Raw genomic sequence first — 21971 nt, 5'->3', positions numbered from 1 at the left:
CACCGCCATGACCAGTGCCGACATCCGCGTCGAAAAGGGCCTCGCCGACCCCGAGGAGGTCGCCGCCATAACGGCAGTCCTCCTCGCCCGAGCCGCCGCCCGCCCCACCGAGCCCCCCACCCACCGCCCCCGCCCCCGCGCGGGCTGGCGCCGCCTGGAACGCGAGGGCGGCTTCCGCGCCCCACACAGCTGGCACTGAGCTTCGCTTCGAAGGGCCCTTCCGTTCTGGAGGGGCCCTTCGGCGTGCCAGCCTTAGATGATGCGCACCTCGACACCGGGAAAGTCCAGGGCACCGCGATCGTCGGGGAGCAGGCAGTCCAGAAGTATCAGTTGCTTCACTTTGGGGGGCTTGAAGTCCGGCGTCTCCAGCCACGCCCGGACGTCAACCCTTTGCAGTTGAAGGACCGGCACTGCAGGCAGCGCGGTGAGGTTCACAGGCGAGGAGTCGGCGGCCCACACGTACAGACGGTCCAGGGTGGAGAGCGCGGTGTGGCATTGCGCGAGGTCGGTGCCGCCGTGGATGTCCCAAAGCGATAGGTGGCTGGTCTTCTCCGCGAGGCGCAGGCTGCTGAGATCGGAGATGTTCCGGACACATATGGCGAGGTGTCGCAGAGATGAGAAGAGTTCGAGCGTCTCCATATGAGTGAACGCCGCGTCGCCGTCCAGAACCAACGTATCGAGGTCGGGCATGTGGGGGATCAGCGACAGGTCTGCTTCGCCAGTCAGCGACCACAGGGCTAGGTCATTAAGAGGCGGCAGAATCCGCAGTGCGCCCAGATCGCCCAGTGGGAAACGGATGTCGACATGAGTGGGCGCCAGCCGCCTCAAGGCGCGCAACTGGCCCGAATGCTTGAGGACGACATCGTGATTCGCGAGCTGAACACCGGACAGCACGGCATCGGCATAGGCGTCTGGATCGAAGTAGCTCCAGCTCTGGATCAGTTGCCCCACCACGTGGTCACGGTTGTCGCCCACGTAGCTCGACAGCAGTCCGAGTGCCTCGGACCCCCCTATCAGTGCCACAGTCCGCACCGTCTGCACAGCGGCCTTCTCCGTCAGCTCCGTGAGCGACTTCGGCATCTTGCGCAGGAGGCTGGTCCCTACCGCTGCCAGCTGCGCCGGATCGCTCTCGCGGCGCGCTGGCAGGAGCGTTTCCACCGCCGTGTCGACCCGCCCGGCCAGTTCCTCGGACAGTTGTGGCACCGTCTCCTGACACGCCGCCGCCAGCAGGCGCAGCTTGCGGGTCCACCGGGGTTCGGCAACGGCCCGGTCGAGGATGCCGGTCAGTAGTTCTTCCCGCTGAGGTCGATTCGCGTGGCCCGCTGCCATGATGATCGTCTCGCGCCACAGATCCAAATGCGCCCGCCCGACCAGGTTGCCGATCCGGTCCTCCTCAGCCGCCTCCTCCGCTGCCAAGTACTCCTGGAACGTGCGATGGACGAAGTCCAGGCGGCCGAGGGCGGGGGAGCGGAGGATGCCGGAGCGGTCGCGGAGGCTCTCCAGGACCGTGGCGCCGTCCTGGAGGGAGTCCAGGTGCCGCATCCCCGCCAGCTTCTGGCCGACGTGCAGGGCCGCCTGGTCCAGGGAGATTTCGCTGCGGTTGTTGTCGGAGAGGCGCCAGGCGAGGTCCCGCAGCAGGACCACCTTGTCGCCCAGGCTCAGCCCGCTGTCCACCGCGCTCGGCACGTTCCGGTCCGCGTCCCGCTCATGGACCAGCGTGTGGAGGGCGTTGCGGTACAGCTCCATGCGGTCGCGCGGGAGCTGGCTGCCCCGGTTGAGGTGCATCGCGCACAGCATGGCCGCCAGCAGCGGAGTCCCCGCCAGCGACTGGAGATGCGGCCGGTCCTTCAGGCTGTTCAGCAACGACTGCTCGTAGCGCGGGAGTTCCTCCACCGGGCACGGCAGTTCCTCGCCCAGCTCGCGCACCGCCTGGTGCCACTGCCGGACGAACGCCGCGAGGTCGGGCGGCGCCATCCGGTCCAGGTGCAGCGCGGTGAACTTCTCCCGGCGCAGCCAGTCCGCCCCGGCCGCCGCCGGACGCGAGGTCACCACCATCCGCACCTCGGGATACGCGGCCAGCAGCTTGCGCAGCCACTCCCGCACCCCCCGCCGCTCGGCGTCGAGGAGTTCGTCCACCCCGTCGATCAGCAGCAGCGCCCGCCCGTCGGCCAACTGGCGCTCCACCCACGCCTTCGGCATCACGCCGGTGATCTGCCCGGCCACCGAGTCGAGCATCGCCTCCGGGGTCGGCAGCGCCCGCCCGCTGTACTCCCGCAGCTTCACGAAGACCGGCGTCAGCCCGTTCCAGTCGGCCAGCTCCCCGGTGAACGCGCCCCGCGCCGCAGTGATCGCCAGCCACCGCAGCAGCGTGGTCTTCCCGGACCCCGCCTCACCCCGGAGCAGTACCCGCGTAGGACCACCGAGCGCGGCCTCCACCCGCATCCCGGCGCCCTCGCCCCCGGAGTTCTCCCAGTCGCTCATGTCCGGCCGCAGCAGCGGAAGCGCACGCCTCACCCCCTCGCGCCGCGCCCGTATCTCGTCCCCCGTCGCCCGCAGGCTGACGTACGCCACCGAGAGCCGCACCTGCGCCCCCGCCCGGTCGGAGGTGCGCCGGAACAGCTCCACCTCGTCCAGGGTGGTGCTGACCAGCTCCAGATAGCGGCGCCGGAACTCGCCGTCCCGGTCCGTGCCCTCGGGGGCGAACAGCGAACGGTCGGGCAGCCGTTGCAGCACCCGCGCGATCTCCGCGCCCAACGACGTCGTACGCGCGAGCAGTTCGCTCAGCGTCCGCTCCTCGAAGACGGGCAGCCCCCGCACGATCCGTACGTAGTACTCGACGCACTCCGCGAACAGCAGCTCGTACAGCCTGCTCTCCGCCTCGCCGAGGCCGACCGGAGGGCGTGCCGCACCCGTCAGGCGCCGGACGATCTCCGCGGGCTTCGCGTCCGCCGCGAGGATCGCCTCGTCGGAGAGGTCCGCCGCCGCGAAGGTGTCGCACACCGCGTCGATCACGGCCCGGCGGCTGTTCTCCTCCAGTCCGGGGAACTCCCGCTCCAGGAACGGTGCGAGCCGGTCGTAGACCGCGTCGGCCATCTCGTCGAACTGCCGCCGCACACCCCGCTGGAAGCGCAGCCCGGACACGCGCAGCCGGATCAGCTCCGCCATGTCCAGCGTGCGTTCCTGCTCGCGGCGCTTGCCCCCGAGCCACATCTGGGCGGCCGCCCTCGCCACGGTCGAACCCAGCCGCAGCGCCGCCGTCTCGCCCACCATCGCGTCCCCCTTCGCACCGACTGGAGATCCAGTGTGGCAGCGGGGTACGACAAAGGGGCCCCTTCCGGTGTGGAAAGGGCCCCTCGACGTGGGGTGGCTACCGCAGGCGGGCCATGAGGGCGTGCTCGACCAGGGTGATCAGCGCGCTCTTGGCGTCCGCGCGGTGGCGGGCGTCCGTGGTGATGATGGGGGCGTCCGGGCCGATCTGGAGCGCCTCGCGGACCTCGTCGGGGTTGTACGGCTGGTTGCCGTCGAAGCCGTTGAGGGCGATGACGAACGGCAGGCCCGAGTTCTCGAAGTAGTCGACCGCGGGGAAGCAGTCGGCGAGGCGTCGGGTGTCGACGAGTACGACGGCGCCGATGGCGCCGCGTACGAGGTCGTCCCACATGAACCAGAAGCGGTCCTGTCCGGGGGTACCGAAGAGGTACAGGATCAGGTCCTGGTCCAGGGTGATGCGGCCGAAGTCCATGGCCACCGTCGTGGTGGTCTTGTCCCCGGTGTGGGTGAGGTCGTCGATGCCCGCGGAGGCGGACGTCATGACGGCCTCGGTGCGCAGCGGGTTGATCTCCGACACGGCGCCCACGAACGTGGTCTTGCCCACGCCGAAGCCGCCGGCCACCACGATCTTCGCGGAGGTGGTGGAGCGGGAAGGCCCTCCGCTAGAGCTTGCGAAGTCCACTGAGCACCCTTTCGAGCAATGTCACGGCTGGCTGGCCTCCGGCGTTCTCGTCGCCGCCGGGCTGATGGATGGCGACCAGGCCCGCCTCCGCCAAGTCGGCGACGAGAATCCTGGCCACGCCGAGGGGGATCGTCAGAAGGGCCGAGATCTCGGCCACCGACTTGATCTCCTGGCACAGGTTGCAGATCCGCTGATGCTCGGGCAGCTGGCCCTGCATCTGGTGCGGAGCTGCGGTGGTGTGCACCAGCGCCTCGATGGCGAGCTGGTAGCGGGGGCGCGTCCGGCCGCCGGTCATGGCATACGGACGCACCAAGGGGTTGGACGCGGCGGGGGCCGCCGAGGGCTCGGAGCGGCGCGGGGGCTGCACCGGCTGGATGCGCGGCCCCGACGGCTGGTCGTACCCGCCGGGGCCGGGGCCCTGTGGCGCGTACGGCTGCCGGTGGTCGGGAGCGGAGGGAACGCCGTACCGGTTCGCCGAACCGCCGTCCTGTCCCTGTGCGGGACCGTACGACCAGTTACCCGTAGACGAACCGCCTGGGGGTGTTGCCACTTTCTCCTCCTCCGACTGTGCCGGGCATCCATCGCTGTGGAGCCGCGTCCCAAGACCTTACGGCCCCGGGACGCGAACGCGCACCGTCCGCTTGTTAGTTGAGAAGGCTGCCCTGGAGTTCCGCACGAAGGTCCGGGGTGAGGACCGTGCCCGCACGGTCCACCAGAAGGGCCATCTCGTACCCGATGAGGCCGATGTCCGCCTCCGGGTGGGCCAGAACCGCCAGCGAGGAACCGTCGGATACGGACATGATGAACAGGAATCCCCGCTCCATCTCCACAACCGTCTGGTTCACGCTGCCCCCCTCGAAGATGCGGGAGGCGCCTGCCGTCAGGGACGTCAGACCGGATGCGACGGCCGCGAGCTGGTCGGCGCGGTCGCGGGGGAAGCCTTCGGACATCGCCAGAAGGAGTCCGTCGGCGGAGACCACCACGGTGTGGGACACACCCGGAGTGTTGTCCACGAAGTTGGTGATCAACCAGTTAAGGTTCTGTGCCGCCTGGCTCATCGGGCTCACACTAACGCTCCTGGTCGTAGGTGCTGTCAGGCCCACCGTGCTGATTGGTGGTGGCCTGGCCGTTCGTTTCACTGCCTGCGCTGCGTCCGCGCTGGTCGTAGGTGCTGTCAGGCCCACCGTGCTGATTGGTGGTGGCCTGGCCGTTCGTTTCACTGCCTGCGCTGCGTCCGCGCTGGACGCCTCGACGCAGATTGCTCAGCCTGCCCCGGACATCCTCCGGGGCACGGGAGACCTGTGGGCCCCCCTGAGGGGTGCTCTCGGCGGTGCCCTCGACCAGGTTGGCCTTGGGAACCCGCCGCGGCAAGCCGGAGGAAGTGACCCCGCCCGCCTTGGGTTTGCGCAGCTGCGAAGCCTGCTGCCAGCGCTCGTCGTTGGCCGAACGCCAGTCGTCGGGGCCCTCGCCGTTGCCGCCGCCCGCCGGGGCCGGAGCCTCCTGGCGGCCGTGCGGAGCGCCGTTCGCGCCACCGGAGCCGTTCAGCCCGCCCGAACCGTTCAGCCCGTGCGAACCGTTGAGTCCGTTGGCGGCGAGGCCGCTCGAACCCAGTCCGCTGGGGCCGTTCAGGTTCAGTCCGGGGGCACCGCCCATCGGGGCGGCGCCGTTCGGGCCGCCGCGGCGGGGCAGGCCCGCGTTGGTCGTGCCGCCCGCGGCGGGCCGCTCGAAGGCGCCGTGGCCGGCCTGGCCGCGCTCATTGGACTCGGCGGGCTGCGGCGCCTGCTCCGGCTCCGCGGCGTACTGGGCCGGGTAGCCGTTCTGGTAACCGTTCTGCTGCGGCCAGTCGTCCTGGAAGGACTGCCCCTCGTACGAGCCGCCGAAGGCGTCCGCCGCGGGAGTGTTCTGGCCCTGCTCCGGGTAACCGGACTGCGGGTAGCCGCCGTTCGGGGCGAAACCGTCGTTCTGCCGCGGAGCGCCGTCCTGCGCGAAGTACTGCTCGTCGTACGCGGGCTGCTGCTGCTCCTGGTACGCCTGCTGCTCCTGGAACGCACCGGCCTGCTGCTGCGGCTGCTGCTGCTCGGGGAAGCCCGCGCCGTCGCCGTAGCCGCCGTTCGGGGCGAAGCCGTCCTGGTAGCCGGGCTGCGCGCCCTCGGGCTCACCGTGCGTCTGGGCCTCCAGGGCCGCCCGGCGCTCGTCGCGCACCAGGGAGCGGCCGACCGGGTCCAGACCACTGATGTCGTCGGGGACCTCGGTGTAGCGGCTGTCGTCGAAGCCCAGCTCCGCCGCCGTACGCATCGGCTGCGCCTGGTTCTGCGCCTGCGGCTGCGGGCTGAAGCTCTCGCCGCCGAACTGCTGCTCCGGGATGATCTGCGAGACCGTGAACTCCTCGCGGTCCAGCTGCGTCTCGCCGCCACCACCGTGGGTGATCGCGTCGGGCAGCATGACCAGGGAGGTCGTACCGGCCTGCTCGCCCGAGGGACGGAGCTGGACGCGGATGCCGTGCCGGTCGGACAGCCGGCCGACCACGAACAGACCCATGCGCTGGGAGATCGCGGCGTCCACGGTCGGCGGGTTGGCCAGCTTGTGGTTGATGTCCGCGAAGTCCTCGGCGGTGAGGCCGATGCCCTTGTCGTGGATCTCGATCATGACGCGGCCGTCGGGAAGACGGGTCGCGGTGACGCGGACCTTGGTCTGCGGGGAGGAGAACGTGGTGGCGTTCTCCAGCAGCTCGGCGAGCAGGTGCACGAGGTCGGTGACCGCGCGGCCGTGGATCTCGGCCTCCGGGACGCCGGACAGCTCGACACGCTCGTACTGCTCCACCTCGGAGGAGGCGGCGCGCAGCACGTCGACCAGCGGGACCGGCTGGTCCCAGCGGCGGCCGGGCTCCTCACCGGCGAGGACCAGGAGGTTCTCACCGTTGCGGCGCATACGGGTCGCGAGGTGGTCCAGCTTGAAGAGGTTCTCCAGCTGGTCCGGGTCGGCCTCGTTGTTCTCCAGGTCGGTGATCAGGGTCAGCTGGCCCTCGATCAGCGACTGGTTGCGGCGCGACAGGTTGGTGAAGATCGCGTTGATGTTGCCCCGCAGCAGCGCCTGCTCGGAGGCGAGCCGCACCGCCTCGCGGTGGACCTGGTCGAAGGCGCGGGCGACCTCGCCGATCTCGTCCTTGGTGTGGATCGGGATCGGGGCCACCCGGGTGTCGACCCGGCCCGGGTCGGTACGGGAGAGCTGGTCGACCAGCATCGGCAGCCGCTGCTCGGCGATGCCGAAGGCGGCGTTGCGCAGCTGGCGCATCGCGCGGCTCATCTGGCGGGCGACCGTACCGGCCAGGATGAAGGCCAGCAGCAGGACCAGGATGACGGCCACACCGGTGATGATCGCGGCGTTGCGGGCGTCGTCGGCGATGGCGGAGGCGTCGCTCACCGCGCGGTCGGACATGTCCGACTCGATGGAGCGGTACGCCTTGAACTTCAGCGTGTTGACCGCCCACCAGTTGGCCGGGGTGATGCCCTGGGTGGCGAGCTGCTGCCGCTCCACCGGGTCGGTCGAGCTGATCTGGACCACCGCGGCGACCATCTTCTGCGGGTCGGCCGGGGGCGCCTTGTACGAGGGGTCCTTCGCCTTGGCCTCGGCGGCCAGCGCGGCACCCTGGTTCTGGATGTCGCGCTTCTCCTGCTCCAGCCGGTCGGCGTCGGCCTGGGTGCCACCGCCGATGTACTCACCGGCGGCGATGCCCTCCAGGTAGGCGTAGGAGGAGAGGGCCACCCGCTGGCTCGCCAGGTTCGGCGCGTCCGGACCCGGCTTGATCAGCATGTGCATGCCGATCGCGCGCTCCAGCGACAGCGCCGACTTCATCAGCGAGACGGCGTAGACGGTACGGCCGTAGGACGTGATGTTGCCGGTGCCCAGGCCCAGCTCGTTGGCGAACTCCATGAGCGGGTGGGCGACCTTGACGTAGCCCTCCTCGGTCTGGGCGCCGGTGAACTTCGGGGTGTAGGCCCCCGCGCGCAGCGTCTGGAGGAAGGGCTCGGACTCGCGGAACAGCTTGAGGCGGCGCTCGAGACCGGGCTTGGCCGGCATGTTCTGGGCCGCTTCGTTGAAGGCGGCGGCGGCCTGGTCGGTGTTCTTGCGGACCGCGTCGACCGTGGCCTTGTCCTGAGCGGTGGCCGCCTTGCCCTTGAGCAGGGGAGCGGCGCTGCCGTCACGTTCGTTGTAGAGCGCGTCCGCGTAGGTCAGGGACGCGCGCACCAGGATCGCGGTGTTCTCCGCGTCCTGGGCGTCCTGCCAGGTGTCGATCGAGTTCTTCACCTGGAAGCCGCCCATGACGAGGGCGACGATCACGGGTATGAGCAGGATCGCGTTCAGCCTGGTCGGCACACGCCAGTTGCGCGGGGAGAAGCGGCCCCCGCTGGACGCGGGAGCGGCCTCCGGCTCCGGTCCGGCCACCGCTGGGGTGGGCGCCGCAGCGCGCGGCGGCGGGGTGAAGTTGCCCCGTGCCGACGGCTCGGGACCGTTCTTGCTTCGCCTCACTCGACCAACAACCTCTCGGCGGGTCGGCACCTGTCGTGCCGCAGTCTCTCAGAGCCCGGTTCCTCTTCGACCACTCAGTACGTCTTTGACCCCTGGGCAGTTCAGGCATTCCAGCACGTGGAGCTGGGCAGTAACAAACGGGGGAGGTGGCGTTGTAAACAACAGATAAAACGGGTCATTACCGAGCGAGCCCCACAAAAGGCAGGGGCTTTGTGAGCGCAGCGGCACCGGCCGAACGCGTCGCGTGGCGAAGCGTGGGATTTCCTCTGCCGAACTGTTATGAACACCGGAGCCGACCGTGTCAAAGGCCACAGCCGGCTCCGGGTGCGCTACGGCAACTGCCTTATGGCAGATCCGACTTGAGTGCTACTCGACCCCTACCGCAGGCGGGCCATGAGGGCGTGCTCGACCAGGGTGATCAGCGCGCTCTTGGCGTCCGAGCGGTGCCGGGCGTCGGTCGTGATGATCGGCGCGTCGGGACCGATCTGGAGCGCCTCGCGGACCTCGTCGGGGTTGTAGGGCTGCTGGCCGTCGAACCCGTTGAGGGCGACGACGAACGGCAGGCCCGAGTTCTCGAAGTAGTCGACTGCGGGGAAGCAGTCGGCGAGGCGTCGGGTGTCGACGAGGACCACGGCGCCGATGGCGCCGCGTACGAGGTCGTCCCACATGAACCAGAAGCGGTCCTGTCCGGGGGTACCGAAGAGGTACAGGATCAGGTCCTGGTCCAGGGTGATGCGGCCGAAGTCCATGGCCACCGTCGTGGTGGTCTTGTCCCCGGTGTGGGTGAGGTCGTCGATGCCCGCGGAGGCGGACGTCATGACGGCCTCGGTGCGCAGCGGGTTGATCTCCGACACGGCGCCCACGAACGTGGTCTTGCCCACGCCGAAGCCACCGGCCACCACGATCTTGGCGGAGGTCGTGGCCCGCCCCGAGTCAGAGCTTGCGAAGTCCACTGAGCACCCTTTCGAGCAGCGTCACATCGGGAGCGCCGCCGTTGTTCTCGTCGCCGCCCGGCTGGTGAACGGCGACCATGCCGGCCTCGGCGAGGTCGGCCACCAGAATGCGGGCCACGCCCAGGGGCATGGCCAGGAGCGCGGAAACCTCCGCGACCGACTTGACCTCCCGGCAGAGGTGGCAGATGCGCTGGTGCTCCGGGAGCATTCCCATCAGCGCTGCCGGGTCGGCCGTGGTGCTGATCAGCGCCTCGATGGCGAGCTGGTAGCGCGGCCGGGTCCGGCCACCGGTCATCGCGTACGGACGTACCAGTGGCTGGTCGCCCTCATCGCCGTACGGTTCCGCGTACGGATCATGAGAGGCGTTGGGCGGGGTCATGAATCCTCCGGGCGGGACAGCAAGTTGGTCAGTCGTGCCGTCTGACAGGGCCGGTGGGGGGATTGTGGCGGCCGGACGGTTGTTTCGTGTGGTGGGTGGTGCCGGGGTGGGTCAGTGGAGCAGACTGCCTTGTAGTTCGGCGCGCAGGTCCGGGGTGAGTACCGCACCCGCGCGGTCGACGAGCAGGGTCATCTCGTAGCCGACCAGGCCGATGTCGCACTCGGGGTGGGCGAGGACCGCGAGGGACGACCCGTCCGAGACGGACATGAGGAACAGGAAGCCGCGTTCCATCTCGACGACGGTCTGCGCCACGCTGCCACCCTCGAAGATCCGGGATGCCCCGGCCGTGAGAGAGGTCAGCCCGGACGCGACCGCCGCCAGCTGGTCGGCGCGGTCCCTGGGGAACCCTTCGGACATCGCCAGCAGAAGGCCGTCGGCGGAGACCACCACCGTGTGCGACACCCCTGGGGTGTTGTCCACGAAGTTGGTGATCAACCAGTTCAGGTTCTGTGCCGCCTGGCTCATCGGACTCAACTAACGCTCCTGCTGGTGAGTGGGGCTCGGGAAGCTGCCGGTCTGGCCGCCCCCGGCCTGACGGCCCTGAGCGATACCCCGACGGAGATTGGTCAGCCGGCCGCGTACGTCGTCAGGCGCACGGGAGACCTGCGGACCGCTGTGGTGCTGTTGCTGCTGTGCCGTGCCCGGGACGAGGTTCGCCTTGGGCACACGGCGCGGCAGACCGGAGGTGGTGACACCGCCCGCCGCGGGCTGCCGTACGCGCTCCGCCTGCCGGACGAGTTCGTCGTTCGGAGAGGTGCGCCACGAGCCGGTGGTGGACGACGACTGCTGCGGGGCGGGCGTGGGGGCCTGCGCCTGCGGCTGCTGAGGGGCGGCGGCCGGAGCGGACTCCGCCTGCTGCTGCTGTTCCTGCTGGAACCAGTTGGTCTCCAGCGTGTCGTACAGCGGGGTACGGCCGTCACCGGCGTTGCCCGCCGGGGCCGGGGGCAGCGCCCAGTTGTCGGCGGGCGCCTGACGCGCCGGACGCTGCGGGGCGGCGGGCCGCTGCTGCTCGAACTGGCCGGTGTTGCCGACCGGGTTCTGAGCGGGCTGGTTCTGGTTCGGGGCCTGGCGGGCGGGCAGCGCGTGCTGGCCGGTGTTGCCGCCCTGGTACGCGTCGTACCCCTGCTGGACCGGGAACTGGCCGGTGTTCTGCGGGGCCTGCGGAGCCTGCTGGCCCTGCGGTCCGCCGAACAGGTCGGGGCGGGTGTACTCGTCGCCGCCCTGCTGTCGCCCGTAGCCGCCGCCCTGCTGGGCGCCGGGCTGCTGGTACTGGCCCATGTTCTGGGGGTCGTTGGCAGCAGGGCGCTGGAACTGGCCCGTGTGCTGGGCCCCGTTGGCGCCGGGGCGGGCGAACTGCCCGGTGTGCTGCTGCTGGTTGGCCGCGCCGTACAGGTCCTGACGTGGGAAACCGCCGGTGGTGGACGGGTCGTTCGCGTCGATGCGGGGCATCTCCGCGGTGCCGCCCAGGCCGCCACGGTCGTCGATACGCGGCATGCGCGAGGTCTGTGACGCGTCCTGCTCGTCATGGCCGCGCGGCACGTCCAGTGAGGCACGCGACTGCGGGTTCCCGCCCGGGAGTTCGGCACGCGGGCCGCCACGCGCCGGAAGCTGCGGCTGACGCCCCTGCTCGGCACCGGCACCGGCACCCGCACCGCCGCGCTGCTGCTGCTGCGCGGGGCCGCGGCCGCCGAAGGCGTCCTGCTGGGCGCCACCGGCGCCACCGGGGCCCGCGGTGTGCATCCCCTGCGGGGCACCCTGGCCCGCGGGGGCGGGGCGGTTCTGCTGGAAGGCACCGGGACCCTGCGGACCGCGGGCGGCACCGGGGCCACCCTGACCACCCGGACCGCCGGGACGGCCGCCGTTCTGCCCGGCGCCGGGCAGCGCCGCGCGCGGACCCTGGCCCGTGCCGACCTGACCGCGCTGGCCGGGGCCACCGGTCAGGCGTCCGCCCGCCGCCGGGGCACCGCCGAGGGCACCGCCGTTCGCGCCGCCGCCGTTGTTGTTGCGGCGGGCCGCCGCGGCACCGGCCGCGGCCTGCGCGGCGGCGGGACCGCCACCGGAGCCCGCGCCGCCGCCCTTGCCCGGAGCGGGCTTCTTGCCGCCCTGGGCGACATCGACGGGCAGCATGACCAGCGCGGTCGTACCACCGGAGTCGGACGGGCGGAGCTGGATGCGGATGCCGTGGCGCTGCGACAGACGACCGACCACGAACAGACCCATGCGGCGGGAGACCGACACGTCCACGGTGGGCGGCGCGGCGAGGCGCTCGTTGATCGCGGCGAGGTCCTCGGGGGAGAGGCCGATGCCGGTGTCGTGGATCTCGATCAGCACGCGCCCGTCGGGCAGCGCGTGACCGGTGACCTTGACCTTGGTCTGCGGGGAGGAGAACGAGGTGGCGTTCTCCAGCAGCTCGGCGAGGAGGTGCACGAGGTCGTTGACGACGCGGCCGGCGACCTCGGTGCCGGGCACCGACGCCAGCTCGATGCGCTCGTACTGCTCCACCTCGGAGGCGGCGGCGCGGAGCACGTCGACCAGCGGGACCGGGCGGGTCCAGCGGCGGCCGGGCTCCTCACCGGCGAGGACGAGGAGGTTCTCGCCGTTACGGCGCATGCGGGTCGCGAGGTGGTCGAGCTTGAACAGCGAGGACAGCTGGTCCGGGTCGGCCTCGCGGGACTCCAGTTCGGAGATGAGCGAGAGCTGACGCTGGATCAGGCCCTGGGAGCGGCGCGAGAGGTTGGTGAACATCGCGTTGACGTTGCCTCGCAGCAGCGCCTGCTCGGCGGCCAGACGGACCGCCTCGTGGTGCACCTCGTCGAAGGCCGCGGCCACCTGGCCGATCTCGTCCCGCGAGTGCACACCGACCGACTCCACGGACGTGTCCACGTCCTGCGGGTCGGACTCGGAGAGCTGCTTGACCAGCTCGGGCAGCCGGTCCTGGGCGACCCTGGTGGCGGTGTCCTGCAGACGGCGCAGCGAGCGGATCATGGACCGGGCCACGACGAACGCGCCGACCAGCGAGACGCCGAGCACGAGCAGGATCAGCACACCCGAGAGGATCGCCTCCTGCTCGGAGGTCGCCTTCAGCTGACGGGCCTTCTGCTCCATGCTGTCGAGCAGCTCGTGCTCGATCTTCTTCATCTGCTGGATCTTGGTGGAGCTGTCGTCCATCCAGTCCAGGTACGAGCGGGCCGGCTGTCCCGCCAGACCGTCGCGGGAGTCGAAGACCCGCTTGGCGTAGACGTCGGCCGCCTGGATCGTCGGGTTGTTCTCGTCGATGGGCTTGAGGATCTCCTCGGCGCCCTGGCTCGCGTAGACCTTGCGGAAGATGTTGAGCTCGGAGCCCTCGCTGTCGTACGCGGCCTCGCCGTAGAGGCGGTCATTGGTCGACAGGTCGCCCTTGGTGGCGTTGCTGGCGGGCAGGGCGGCCGCGATGACGGCCCGCTGCACCGACGCGTACTCCTTGGCCGTGGAGAACGCGGCCAGGGCGCGGGTGCGCTGGATCATCTCCGGGTTGCTCGACGCCTCGGCCATGTCCTGGGAGAGACCGATGAGCTGGGTGATCAGCCGGTGGTACGACTCGACGGTCTGGGTCGAGTTGCCCTCGGAGGTGTACGCGTCCCGGCGGATCTTGCCGAGCGAGTCGAGCTGGGAGACCAGGCCGACCAGGGTGTCGCGGACGCCCTGGAGGTTGCCGTCCTTGCTCGCCGCGTCGATGTTCTCGGCGGAGTCCTCGAAGGTCTTCTTGGCGTTGTCGGTCTTGTCGCGGAAGCCCTTGACCGTGTAGTCGGACGACTTGAGACCGTGCGCCAGGGGACCGGCGGACTGGTCGCGCTCCTCCTGGAGCGCGTGCGCCAGTTCGGTCGCGCGCTGGGTCATCTCGGTCAGCAGCTTCATGTTGTCGAGCTGCTGGATGTCGTCCATCGAGTCGCCGATGCGCAGACCACCGAGCGTGGTGGCCGCGACCACGGGCAGCGCGAGCAGCGACACCAGACGCGTGGAGATGCGCCAGTTGCGCAGTGCCACCCGGGAGCCGGTGCTGGGCGCGGTCCTCGCGGACTTCGCGGTGGGCGTCGCGGTCATGGCACCGGACGCGCTCGCCGAGGCGGACGAGCCGGGGTGTCCCGCGCGCTCACCGCCGTCGCCGGACGGTGCCTTGCCGGCGCTCTGGGCGTGCTGGTGCGAGGAGCTGCCGGCCATGGGGGCAGTCCCGCCGTGCGGCTTCGGCTCGGCCGAAGCGCTGCCATCCCTCTTGAAACGTCCCTGCACTAGCGTCGCAACCTCTGGACCAGGCGCCCCTCCGGATGAACGGCGGGACACGGTGTCGGCGTCATGAAGGGCGCCCTGAATACGCCCCCCGTGTGGTCTTGAGTGACCGGCGCTGGATTCCCCCCTGTCTCACCGCCACTCGGCGCGGCGTCGCGCCCCCTGCGCCGGCTCGATCCTGCGGCGGTCCGTGGCATTCCAGCACAGTGCCGGATCTCCAACAAGGGACGTACCCCGAGCTGTGACCTACGTGACGGGGTGTGATCCGGGGGTCACTTCAGGTGGAGGTGGATCACCCGTATAGGCGGGCAATTCCGGCGAGTCGATCGCCCGTGCGAGCCGCTCGGGTGGTGTCCCAGTCGCCATGATCAGGAGCGGAATGGTGGGTTCAGGCGACCAATGTCCGTTTCGTTGCAAGGGAACGGGGGTCCGAATTGGTCGCTTTGCGTGTCATGCAGTGAGCAAACTCACACGCTGATCATGAGTGGTTCACGTCCGTGACGGGGATTCGCATGTTTAGCCTGACGCTTTACAGGATGAGCGGCTCTGCCCATTCCCAGCCCATTCCCACCCGACACAAGGCCACAGGACGACAACGGTGAAGACGACGATGATGTTCCAGACGACGGCGAACCCGCGACGCACCACGCTGGCACACCTGACCGACGCCGGTGAACTGCGGGTCGCCGAGCTGCCCGAGCACGCCGCCGACCTCCCCGACCGGACCGCCAACCCCCGGCGCACCATCCTGATGGAGCTCCCGGCCTCCGTCGTGGTCGAGGTCGGCGTCTGACCGCACCAGGCCCGTACGAACGCGGCCCGGCGGACCGTCCATGTGCGACGGTCCACCGGGCCGCGCTCTCGTTTTCCCCCGGAATGCGTGGCCGGACGCCGACCGCGCGAACCGGTTAACCTGGGACGTCAGTACGCCGGATCTCAGTGAGAGGCGCCAGAATCCCGTGCGCATCGCCAGGTTCTCCATCGACGGGAACGTAGCCTTCGGCGCGGTCGAGGGCGACAAGCAGGACGAGCTCGTCCTCGACATCATCAAGGGCATCCCCTTCGCCGACCACGAGCTGTCCGGCACCAAGGTGCCCCTCAGCAAGGTCAGGCTGCTCCCGCCGGTGCTCCCCAACAAGGTCGTGGCCTTCGGCCGCAACTACGCCGAGCACGCCAGGGAACTGGGCAGCGAGGTGCCCGACGTCCCGTTCGCCTTCTTCAAGCCCTCCACCTCGGTGATCGGCCCCGGCGACGAGATCCAGTACCCGCCGTTCACCAAGGAACTGCACTACGAGGCCGAGCTGGCCGTCGTCATCGGCCGCATGTGCCGCGAGGTCCCGCGCGAGCGCGTCAAGGACGTCATCTTCGGCTACACCTGCGCCAACGACGTCACCGCCCGCGACGTGCAGCGCACCGAGAAGCAGTGGGCCCGCGCCAAGGGCTTCGACACGTCCTGCCCGCTCGGCCCCTGGGTCGAGACGGACATCGACCTCGCCCGCGCGAACGACCTCACGGTCCAGCTCACCCTCAACGGCGAACAGCGCCAGCTCGGGCGCACCAGCGAGATGGTCCGCCCCATCGAGGACCTGATCGTCAACATCTCCGAGGCCATGACGCTGCTCCCCGGCGACGTCATCCTCACCGGCACCCCCGCGGGGGTCGGCTCCATGAGCGTCGGCGACGAGGTCGCCGTCACCATCGAAGGCATCGGCACTCTCACCAACAAGGTTGTCAAGCGTGGCTAGCGCAGCAGGCTCCCCCGTACGTGTCCGTTTCTGTCCCTCGCCCACCGGCAACCCCCACGTGGGCCTGGTGCGCACCGCCCTGTTCAACTGGGCGTTCGCCCGCCACCACGAGGGCACCCTGGTCTTCCGGATCGAGGACACCGACGCGGCCCGCGACTCCGAGGAGTCCTACAACCAGCTCCTGGACTCCATGCGCTGGCTCGGCTTCGACTGGGACGAGGGCCCCGAGGTCGGCGGCCCGCACGCGCCGTACCGCCAGTCCGAGCGCATGGACATCTACCAGGACGTCGCGGGCAAGCTCCTGGACGGCGGCTACGCCTACCGCTGCTACTGCTCCCAGGACGAGCTGGACACCCGCCGCGAGGCCGCCCGCGCCGCCGGCAAGCCCTCCGGCTACGACGGCCACTGCCGCGAGCTGAGCGAGGCGCAGGTCGCGGAGTACACGGCCCAGGGCCGCGAGCCGATCGTCCGCTTCCGGATGCCGGACGAGGCGATCACCTTCGACGACCTGGTGCGCGGCGAGATCACCTACCTCCCGGAGAACGTCCCGGACTACGGCATCGTGCGCGCCAACGGCGCCCCGCTGTACACCCTGGTGAACCCGGTCGACGACGCGCTGATGGACATCACCCACGTCCTGCGCGGCGAGGACCTGCTCTCCTCCACCCCGCGCCAGATCGCCCTGTACAAGGCGCTGATGGAGCTGGGCATCGCGAAGCAGATCCCGGCCTTCGGTCACCTGCCGTACGTGATGGGCGAGGGCAACAAGAAGCTCTCCAAGCGCGACCCGCAGGCATCGCTCAACCTCTACCGCGAGCGCGGCTTCCTGCCCGAGGGTCTGCTCAACTACCTCTCCCTGCTGGGCTGGTCGCTCTCGGCGGACCAGGACATCTTCTCCATCGCGGAGATGGTCGCGGCCTTCGAGATCTCGGACGTGAACCCCAACCCGGCGCGCTTCGACCTGAAGAAGTGCGAGGCGATCAACGCCGACCACATCCGCATGCTCGACGTGAAGGACTTCACCGAGCGCTGCGACCCGTGGCTGAAGGCCCCGTTCGCCCCCTGGGCGGCCGAGGACTTCGACGAGGCCAAGTGGCAGGCGATCGCCCCGCACGCCCAGACTCGGCTGAAGGTGCTCTCCGAGATCACCGACAACGTCGACTTCCTGTTCCTGCCCGAGCCGGTCCTCGACGAGGCCGCCTGGGCCAAGGCGATGAAGGAAGGCTCGGACGCGCTCCTGCGCACCGCCCGGGAGAAGCTCGAGGCCGCCGACTGGACCTCGGCCGAATCCCTCAAGGAGGCCGTGCTGGCCGCGGGCGAGGCCCACGGTCTCAAGCTCGGCAAGGCCCAGGCCCCGGTCCGCGTGGCCGTGACCGGCCGCACGGTCGGCCTTCCCCTGTTCGAGTCCCTGGAGGTACTCGGCAAGGAGAAGACGCTGGCCCGTATCGACGCGGCGCTGGCGAAGCTCGCGGCGTAACGAACGCCACACCGCCAGGGGCGGCATCCGGCCACCGGATGCCGCCCCTCGGCGTATCCGTCCGCTGCCGCCGGGCCGCCCGCCCGTTACCGTCGGCCCATGAGCATCCGAGCCGTGGTCTGGGACGTGGACGACACCCTTTTCGACTACACCACCGCCGACCGTGAGGGCATGCGGGCGCACCTCCTGGCGGAGGGCCTGCTCGCCCGGTTCGAGACGCCGGAGCAGGCGCTCAGGGCGTGGCGGTCGGCGACCGAGGCGCACTGGGCGCGGCACGCGGCCGGAGAGGCCACGTTCGAGGGGCAGCGGCTGGACCGGGTGCGGGCCTTCCTGGAAGCGGAACTGACCGACGCCGAAGCCGAAGAATGGTTTCTGCGCTACGTCGCCCACTACCAGGCCGCCTGGCGCGTCTTCCCGGACGTGCTGCCCGCCCTGGACGCTCTCCCGGAGCACCGGCACGCGGTGCTGTCCAACTCCAGCCTGACCGTCCAGGAGCACAAGCTGCGCGCCCTGGGCCTGCGCGACCGGTTCGAGAGCGTGCTGTGCGCCGTGGAGCTGGGCGTCTCCAAACCGGCCGCCGGTGCCTTCCTGGCCGCCTGCGAGGGGCTGGGGCTGCCCCCGCACGAGGTGGCGTACGTCGGCGACCATCCGGAGATCGACGGGCGGGGCGCCGCGGAGGCCGGGATGATGTCCGTGTGGATCGACCGGGGCGGCCCGCACCCGCGGGCGGCCGACGCTGTCCTGGCGCACCGGATCACCACCCTCGCCGAACTTCCGGCGCTGGTCCGCTCGGATACCCGTTTTGGAGCCCCGTCCACCTTCGGGTAATGTTCTTCCTGCGCCGAGGGAAACGGGCCGAAAACCCGGGCCCCAGGCGCATCTGCTAGAACAAGATCCCTTCGCTGGGTTTGCGTTCCAGTGGCCTATGGTGTAATTGGCAGCACGACTGATTCTGGTTCAGTTAGTCTTGGTTCGAGTCCAGGTAGGCCAGCTCGCAGAGCTCATCTGCATCCGCGGATCTCATCCGCGAGGCCCCCGTTGTGTAGCGGCCTAGCACGCCGCCCTCTCAAGGCGGTAGCGCCGGTTCGAATCCGGTCGGGGGTACTGGTTCCGATCACTCGGAATCGCTAGGGCCCCCGTTGTGTAGCGGCCTAGCACGCCGCCCTCTCAAGGCGGTAGCGCCGGTTCGAATCCGGTCGGGGGTACTGACTGGTCTAAACCATCATTGGTCTATGGTGTAATTGGCAGCACGGCTGATTCTGGTTCAGTTAGTCTTGGTTCGAGTCCAGGTAGACCAGCTCGGACCTGCGGAAACGCAGTGTCCAGGCCCCCGTTGTGTAGCGGCCTAGCACGCCGCCCTCTCAAGGCGGTAGCGCCGGTTCGAATCCGGTCGGGGGTACAGAAAGAAGGCTCCTCGCGCAAGCGAGGGGCCTTCGCTGTTTTCCGGGTCCTGTTCCAACAGCCGTACGCCGAAGCCCTGTTGAGGCAGACAGGTCGGGCGGGAGCGGGCCGCGGCGTTGGGGCCCGCTCCCGCCCGAGGGAAGCGTGGAAGCAAGTCGGAAGAGCGCTCAGCCGGAGCGGCGCAGCGCCTCGGACAACCGGCCCGCCGCGTCGATCACCGCCTGGGCGTGCATCCGGCCCGGATGCCGGGTCAGCCGCTCGATCGGTCCGGAGACCGAGACGGCGGCCACCACACGGTTGGACGGCCCCCGCACCGGCGCCGAGACCGAGGCCACGCCCGGCTCCCGCTCGCCGATGGACTGCGCCCAGCCCCGGCGGCGCACCCCGGAGAGCGCCGTCGCCGTGAAGCGCGCGCCCTGCAGACCCCGGTGCAGCCGCTCGGGCTCCTCCCAGGCCATGAGGATCTGCGCCGAGGAGCCCGCCTTCATCGTGAGCGTCGAGCCCACGGGCACCGTGTCCCGCAGTCCGGACAGCCGCTCGGCGGCCGCCACACAGATCCGCATGTCGCCCTGGCGCCGGTAGAGCTGCGCGCTCTCGCCCGTGACGTCCCGCAGATGCGTGAGCACCGGGCCCGCCGTCGCCAGCAGGCGGTCCTCACCGGCCGCCGCGGCCAGCTCCGACAGGCGGGGGCCCAGGATGAACCGGCCCTGCATGTCGCGCGCCACCAGCCGGTGGTGTTCCAGAGCCACGGCCAGCCGATGGGCCGTGGGTCGTGCCAGTCCGGTGGCCCCGACCAGACCCGCGAGGGTGGCCGGACCGGACTCCAGAGCGCTCAGGACAAGGGCCGCCTTGTCCAGAACGCCGACGCCGCTACTGTTGTCCATGCAACGATACTCCCGTCTCACTCTGTGAAACGCAAGTTCAATTTTCTCCGGAACGCGCCACCCTTGAAGCACACGGCGGCCCGCGTACGGCGGGCCCGGTGCCGGACGCCCGTATGCCCCTCAAGATCACGGCGCGGGCGTCGCTTCCTCAGGATCTAGATGCGTCGGCGAGAGCGTGGCCGACCGGAGGGAAAGCGATGGGTAGGACACTCGCGGAGAAGGTCTGGGACGACCATGTCGTCCGGCGCGCCGAGGGCGAGCCCGACCTCCTCTACATCGATCTGCACCTGCTGCACGAGGTGACCAGCCCGCAGGCGTTCGACGGCCTCCGCAAGAGCGGCCGCGCGGTCCGCCGCCTCGACCTCACCATCGCCACCGAGGACCACAACACCCCGACCCTGGACATCGACAAGCCCATCGCCGACCCGGTCTCCCGCGCCCAGCTGGAGACCCTGCGCAGGAACTGCGCCGAGTTCGGCGTCCGGCTGCACCCGCTCGGCGACGTCGAGCAGGGCGTCGTCCACGTGGTCGGCCCGCAGCTGGGCCTCACCCAGCCCGGCACCACCGTGGTCTGCGGCGACTCCCACACCTCCACGCACGGCGCGTTCGGCGCGCTCGCCTTCGGCATCGGCACCTCCCAGGTCGAGCACGTACTGGCCACCCAGACGCTGCCGATGGCCCGCCCGAAGACCATGGCCATCACCGTCGAGGGCGAACTGCCCGAGGGCGTCTCCGCCAAGGACCTGATCCTGGCGATCATCGCCCGCATCGGCACCGGCGGCGGCCAGGGCTACGTCCTGGAGTACCGCGGCTCCGCCATCGAGAAGCTGTCGATGGAGGCGCGGATGACCATCTGCAACATGTCCATCGAGGCCGGTGCCCGCGCGGGCATGATCGCCCCCGACGAGACCACCTTCGCCTACCTCCAGGGCCGCCCGTCCGCCCCCGAGGGCGCCGACTGGGACGCGGCCGTCGCGTACTGGAAGACCCTGCGCACCGACGACGACGCCGTCTTCGACGCCGAGGTCGTCATCGACGCCGCCGAACTCTCCCCGTTCGTCACCTGGGGCACCAACCCCGGCCAGGGAGCGCCGCTTTCGGCGACCGTCCCCGACCCGGCTTCGTACGAAGACGCATCGGAGCGGTACGCCGCCGAAAAGGCCCTGGAGTACATGGGGTTGACCGCCGGGCAGCCGCTGCGGGACATCGCCGTGGACACCGTCTTCGTAGGCTCCTGCACCAACGGCCGCATCGAGGACCTGCGCTCCGTCGCCGAGATCCTGCGGGAGCGCAAAGTCGCCGCGGGCGTACGGATGCTGGTCGTCCCCGGCTCCGCGCGGGTCGGTCTGCAGGCCGTCTCCGAGGGGCTGGACGTGGTCTTCAAGGAGGCCGGCGCCGAATGGCGGTACGCGGGCTGCTCGATGTGCCTGGGCATGAACCCCGACCAGCTCGCGCCGGGGGAGCGCTCCGCCTCCACCTCCAACCGCAACTTCGAGGGCAGGCAGGGCAAGGGCGGCCGCACCCACCTGGTGTCGCCGCAGGTCGCCGCCGCCACCGCCGTCCTCGGCCATCTCGGCTCGCCCGCCGACCTGTCCGACACCCATGTGCCCGCTGGAGTGCGATAACGATGGAAGCCTTCACCACCCACACCGGCCGGGCCGTGCCGCTGCGCCGCAGCAACGTCGACACCGACCAGATCATCCCCGCCCACTGGCTCAAGAAGGTCACCCGCGACGGCTTCGAGGACGGGCTCTTCGAGGCATGGCGCAAGGACGACACCTTCGTCCTCAACCGGCCCGAGCGCCAAGGCGCCACGGTCCTGGTCGCGGGCCCCGACTTCGGCACCGGCTCCTCCCGTGAGCACGCGGTCTGGGCGCTGCAGAACTACGGCTTCAAGGCCGTGATCTCCGCCCGCTTCGCCGACATCTTCCGGGGCAACTCGCTGAAGAACGGGCTGCTCACGGTGGTGCTGGAGCAGAAGATCGTGGACGCGCTCTGGGAGCTGACCGAACGCGACCCCGAGGCCGAGATCACGGTCGACCTGGAAGCCCGCGAGGTGCGCGCCGAGGGCATCACCGCCCCCTTCGAGCTGGACGAGAACTCCCGCTGGCGGCTGCTGAACGGCCTGGACGACATCTCCATCACCCTGCGCGACGAGGACGACATCGCCGCCTACGAGAGCGGCCGCCCGGCACACAAGCCCCGGACGCTGACGAGCTGAGCAACCGCTCGCGACGACAAGGTTTCGGCCACCTCGACGGCCGCCGCGTACCCCCGATCGCCACGATTGGGGGTACGCGCATGTCCGGGCTCGGACGCCTCCGGGCGCCGCC

Annotated in this window: 17 protein-coding genes and 5 tRNA genes; 12 read left to right on the top strand and 10 right to left on the bottom strand. The window is 70.3% G+C overall.

All coding sequences use genetic code 11. The features are described 5' to 3' along the window. The first annotated feature begins 7 nt into the window (after positions 1-7). Positions 8-199 (top strand): acyl-CoA carboxylase subunit epsilon, encoded by a 192-nt coding sequence (locus ACI2LY_RS09195; RefSeq protein ID WP_404707294.1) that lies wholly within the window; start codon positions 8-10, stop codon positions 197-199. Positions 200-252: 53 nt separating this feature from the next. Here ACI2LY_RS09195 and ACI2LY_RS09190 read toward each other — a convergent pair whose 3' ends face one another. From ACI2LY_RS09190 to ACI2LY_RS09150, 9 genes are all read right to left on the bottom strand, one after another. Next, complete coding sequence (locus tag ACI2LY_RS09190; protein ID WP_404706630.1) at positions 253-3270, bottom strand: NACHT domain-containing protein; 3018 nt, start codon at positions 3268-3270, stop codon at positions 253-255. A gap of 97 nt (positions 3271-3367) precedes the next feature. Then, positions 3368-3949 (bottom strand): ATP/GTP-binding protein, encoded by a 582-nt coding sequence (locus ACI2LY_RS09185; RefSeq protein WP_388994994.1) that lies wholly within the window; start codon positions 3947-3949, stop codon positions 3368-3370. Further along, positions 3930-4499: a DUF742 domain-containing protein gene (locus ACI2LY_RS09180; protein WP_388994991.1), complete on the bottom strand. Its 570-nt coding sequence runs from the start codon at positions 4497-4499 to the stop codon at positions 3930-3932. Before ACI2LY_RS09180 ends, ACI2LY_RS09185 begins: the two co-directional genes overlap by 20 nt. Positions 4500-4593: 94 nt before the next feature. After that, positions 4594-5007: a roadblock/LC7 domain-containing protein gene (locus tag ACI2LY_RS09175; protein ID WP_005479603.1), complete on the bottom strand. Its 414-nt coding sequence runs from the start codon at positions 5005-5007 to the stop codon at positions 4594-4596. Positions 5008-5017: 10 nt separating this feature from the next. Beyond that, the gene (locus ACI2LY_RS09170; protein ID WP_404706629.1) at positions 5018-8476 is read right to left on the bottom strand and encodes a nitrate- and nitrite sensing domain-containing protein; all 3459 of its coding nucleotides are present in this window, start codon (positions 8474-8476) and stop codon (positions 5018-5020) included. Positions 8477-8853: 377 nt separating this feature from the next. Beyond that, positions 8854-9429: an ATP/GTP-binding protein gene (locus tag ACI2LY_RS09165; protein ID WP_030808427.1), complete on the bottom strand. Its 576-nt coding sequence runs from the start codon at positions 9427-9429 to the stop codon at positions 8854-8856. Beyond that, positions 9410-9808 (bottom strand): DUF742 domain-containing protein, encoded by a 399-nt coding sequence (locus tag ACI2LY_RS09160; protein ID WP_030808431.1) that lies wholly within the window; start codon positions 9806-9808, stop codon positions 9410-9412. The genes ACI2LY_RS09165 and ACI2LY_RS09160 overlap by 20 nt, the downstream gene beginning before the upstream one ends. A gap of 111 nt (positions 9809-9919) precedes the next feature. After that, positions 9920-10333 (bottom strand): roadblock/LC7 domain-containing protein, encoded by a 414-nt coding sequence (locus ACI2LY_RS09155; RefSeq protein ID WP_020128762.1) that lies wholly within the window; start codon positions 10331-10333, stop codon positions 9920-9922. Between the two features lie 9 nt (positions 10334-10342). Further along, a complete protein-coding gene (locus tag ACI2LY_RS09150; RefSeq protein ID WP_404706628.1) occupies positions 10343-14134 on the bottom strand; it encodes a nitrate- and nitrite sensing domain-containing protein in 3792 nt (1263 codons plus the stop codon). A 595-nt stretch (positions 14135-14729) separates the two neighbouring features. On the opposite strand from ACI2LY_RS09150, the gene ACI2LY_RS09145 reads away from it, so the two are divergent. From ACI2LY_RS09145 to ACI2LY_RS09105, 9 genes are all read left to right on the top strand, one after another. After that, positions 14730-14924: a hypothetical protein gene (locus ACI2LY_RS09145; RefSeq protein WP_404706627.1), complete on the top strand. Its 195-nt coding sequence runs from the start codon at positions 14730-14732 to the stop codon at positions 14922-14924. Between the two features lie 166 nt (positions 14925-15090). Beyond that, on the top strand, positions 15091-15876 hold the full coding sequence (locus tag ACI2LY_RS09140; RefSeq protein ID WP_393912817.1) for a fumarylacetoacetate hydrolase family protein: 786 nt from the start codon (positions 15091-15093) through the stop codon (positions 15874-15876). After that, complete coding sequence (gene gltX, locus ACI2LY_RS09135) at positions 15869-17353, top strand: glutamate--tRNA ligase (protein ID WP_404706626.1); 1485 nt, start codon at positions 15869-15871, stop codon at positions 17351-17353. Before ACI2LY_RS09140 ends, gltX begins: the two co-directional genes overlap by 8 nt. Positions 17354-17452: 99 nt before the next feature. After that, complete coding sequence (locus ACI2LY_RS09130) at positions 17453-18181, top strand: HAD family hydrolase (RefSeq protein ID WP_404706625.1); 729 nt, start codon at positions 17453-17455, stop codon at positions 18179-18181. Between the two features lie 91 nt (positions 18182-18272). Next, positions 18273-18344: transfer RNA gene (locus ACI2LY_RS09125), tRNA-Gln, on the top strand. 40 nt (positions 18345-18384) lie between these two features. After that, positions 18385-18457, top strand: a tRNA-Glu gene (locus ACI2LY_RS09120). A gap of 28 nt (positions 18458-18485) precedes the next feature. Beyond that, a tRNA-Glu gene (locus ACI2LY_RS09115) sits at positions 18486-18558 on the top strand. 21 nt (positions 18559-18579) lie between these two features. Beyond that, positions 18580-18651 (top strand) — tRNA-Gln (locus tag ACI2LY_RS09110). Positions 18652-18679: 28 nt separating this feature from the next. Beyond that, positions 18680-18752, top strand: a tRNA-Glu gene (locus ACI2LY_RS09105). A 169-nt stretch (positions 18753-18921) separates the two neighbouring features. On the opposite strand, the gene ndgR is transcribed toward ACI2LY_RS09105, so the two are convergent. Beyond that, on the bottom strand, positions 18922-19638 hold the full coding sequence (ndgR, locus tag ACI2LY_RS09100; protein ID WP_135784271.1) for an IclR family transcriptional regulator NdgR: 717 nt from the start codon (positions 19636-19638) through the stop codon (positions 18922-18924). Positions 19639-19835: 197 nt separating this feature from the next. On the opposite strand from ndgR, the gene leuC reads away from it, so the two are divergent. Beyond that, a complete protein-coding gene (gene leuC / locus ACI2LY_RS09095; RefSeq protein WP_404706624.1) occupies positions 19836-21263 on the top strand; it encodes a 3-isopropylmalate dehydratase large subunit in 1428 nt (475 codons plus the stop codon). Between the two features lie 2 nt (positions 21264-21265). Continuing rightward, positions 21266-21859: a 3-isopropylmalate dehydratase small subunit gene (gene leuD / locus ACI2LY_RS09090; RefSeq protein ID WP_404706623.1), complete on the top strand. Its 594-nt coding sequence runs from the start codon at positions 21266-21268 to the stop codon at positions 21857-21859. Positions 21860-21971: the final 112 nt, after the last annotated feature.

Source organism: Streptomyces sp. NPDC002176 (assembly GCF_044903645.1).
In the GTDB taxonomy this organism is placed as follows: domain Bacteria; phylum Actinomycetota; class Actinomycetes; order Streptomycetales; family Streptomycetaceae; genus Streptomyces.
The sequence above is the reverse complement of the archived record's forward strand: the minus strand, read 5'-3'. Positions and strand labels throughout refer to the sequence as shown.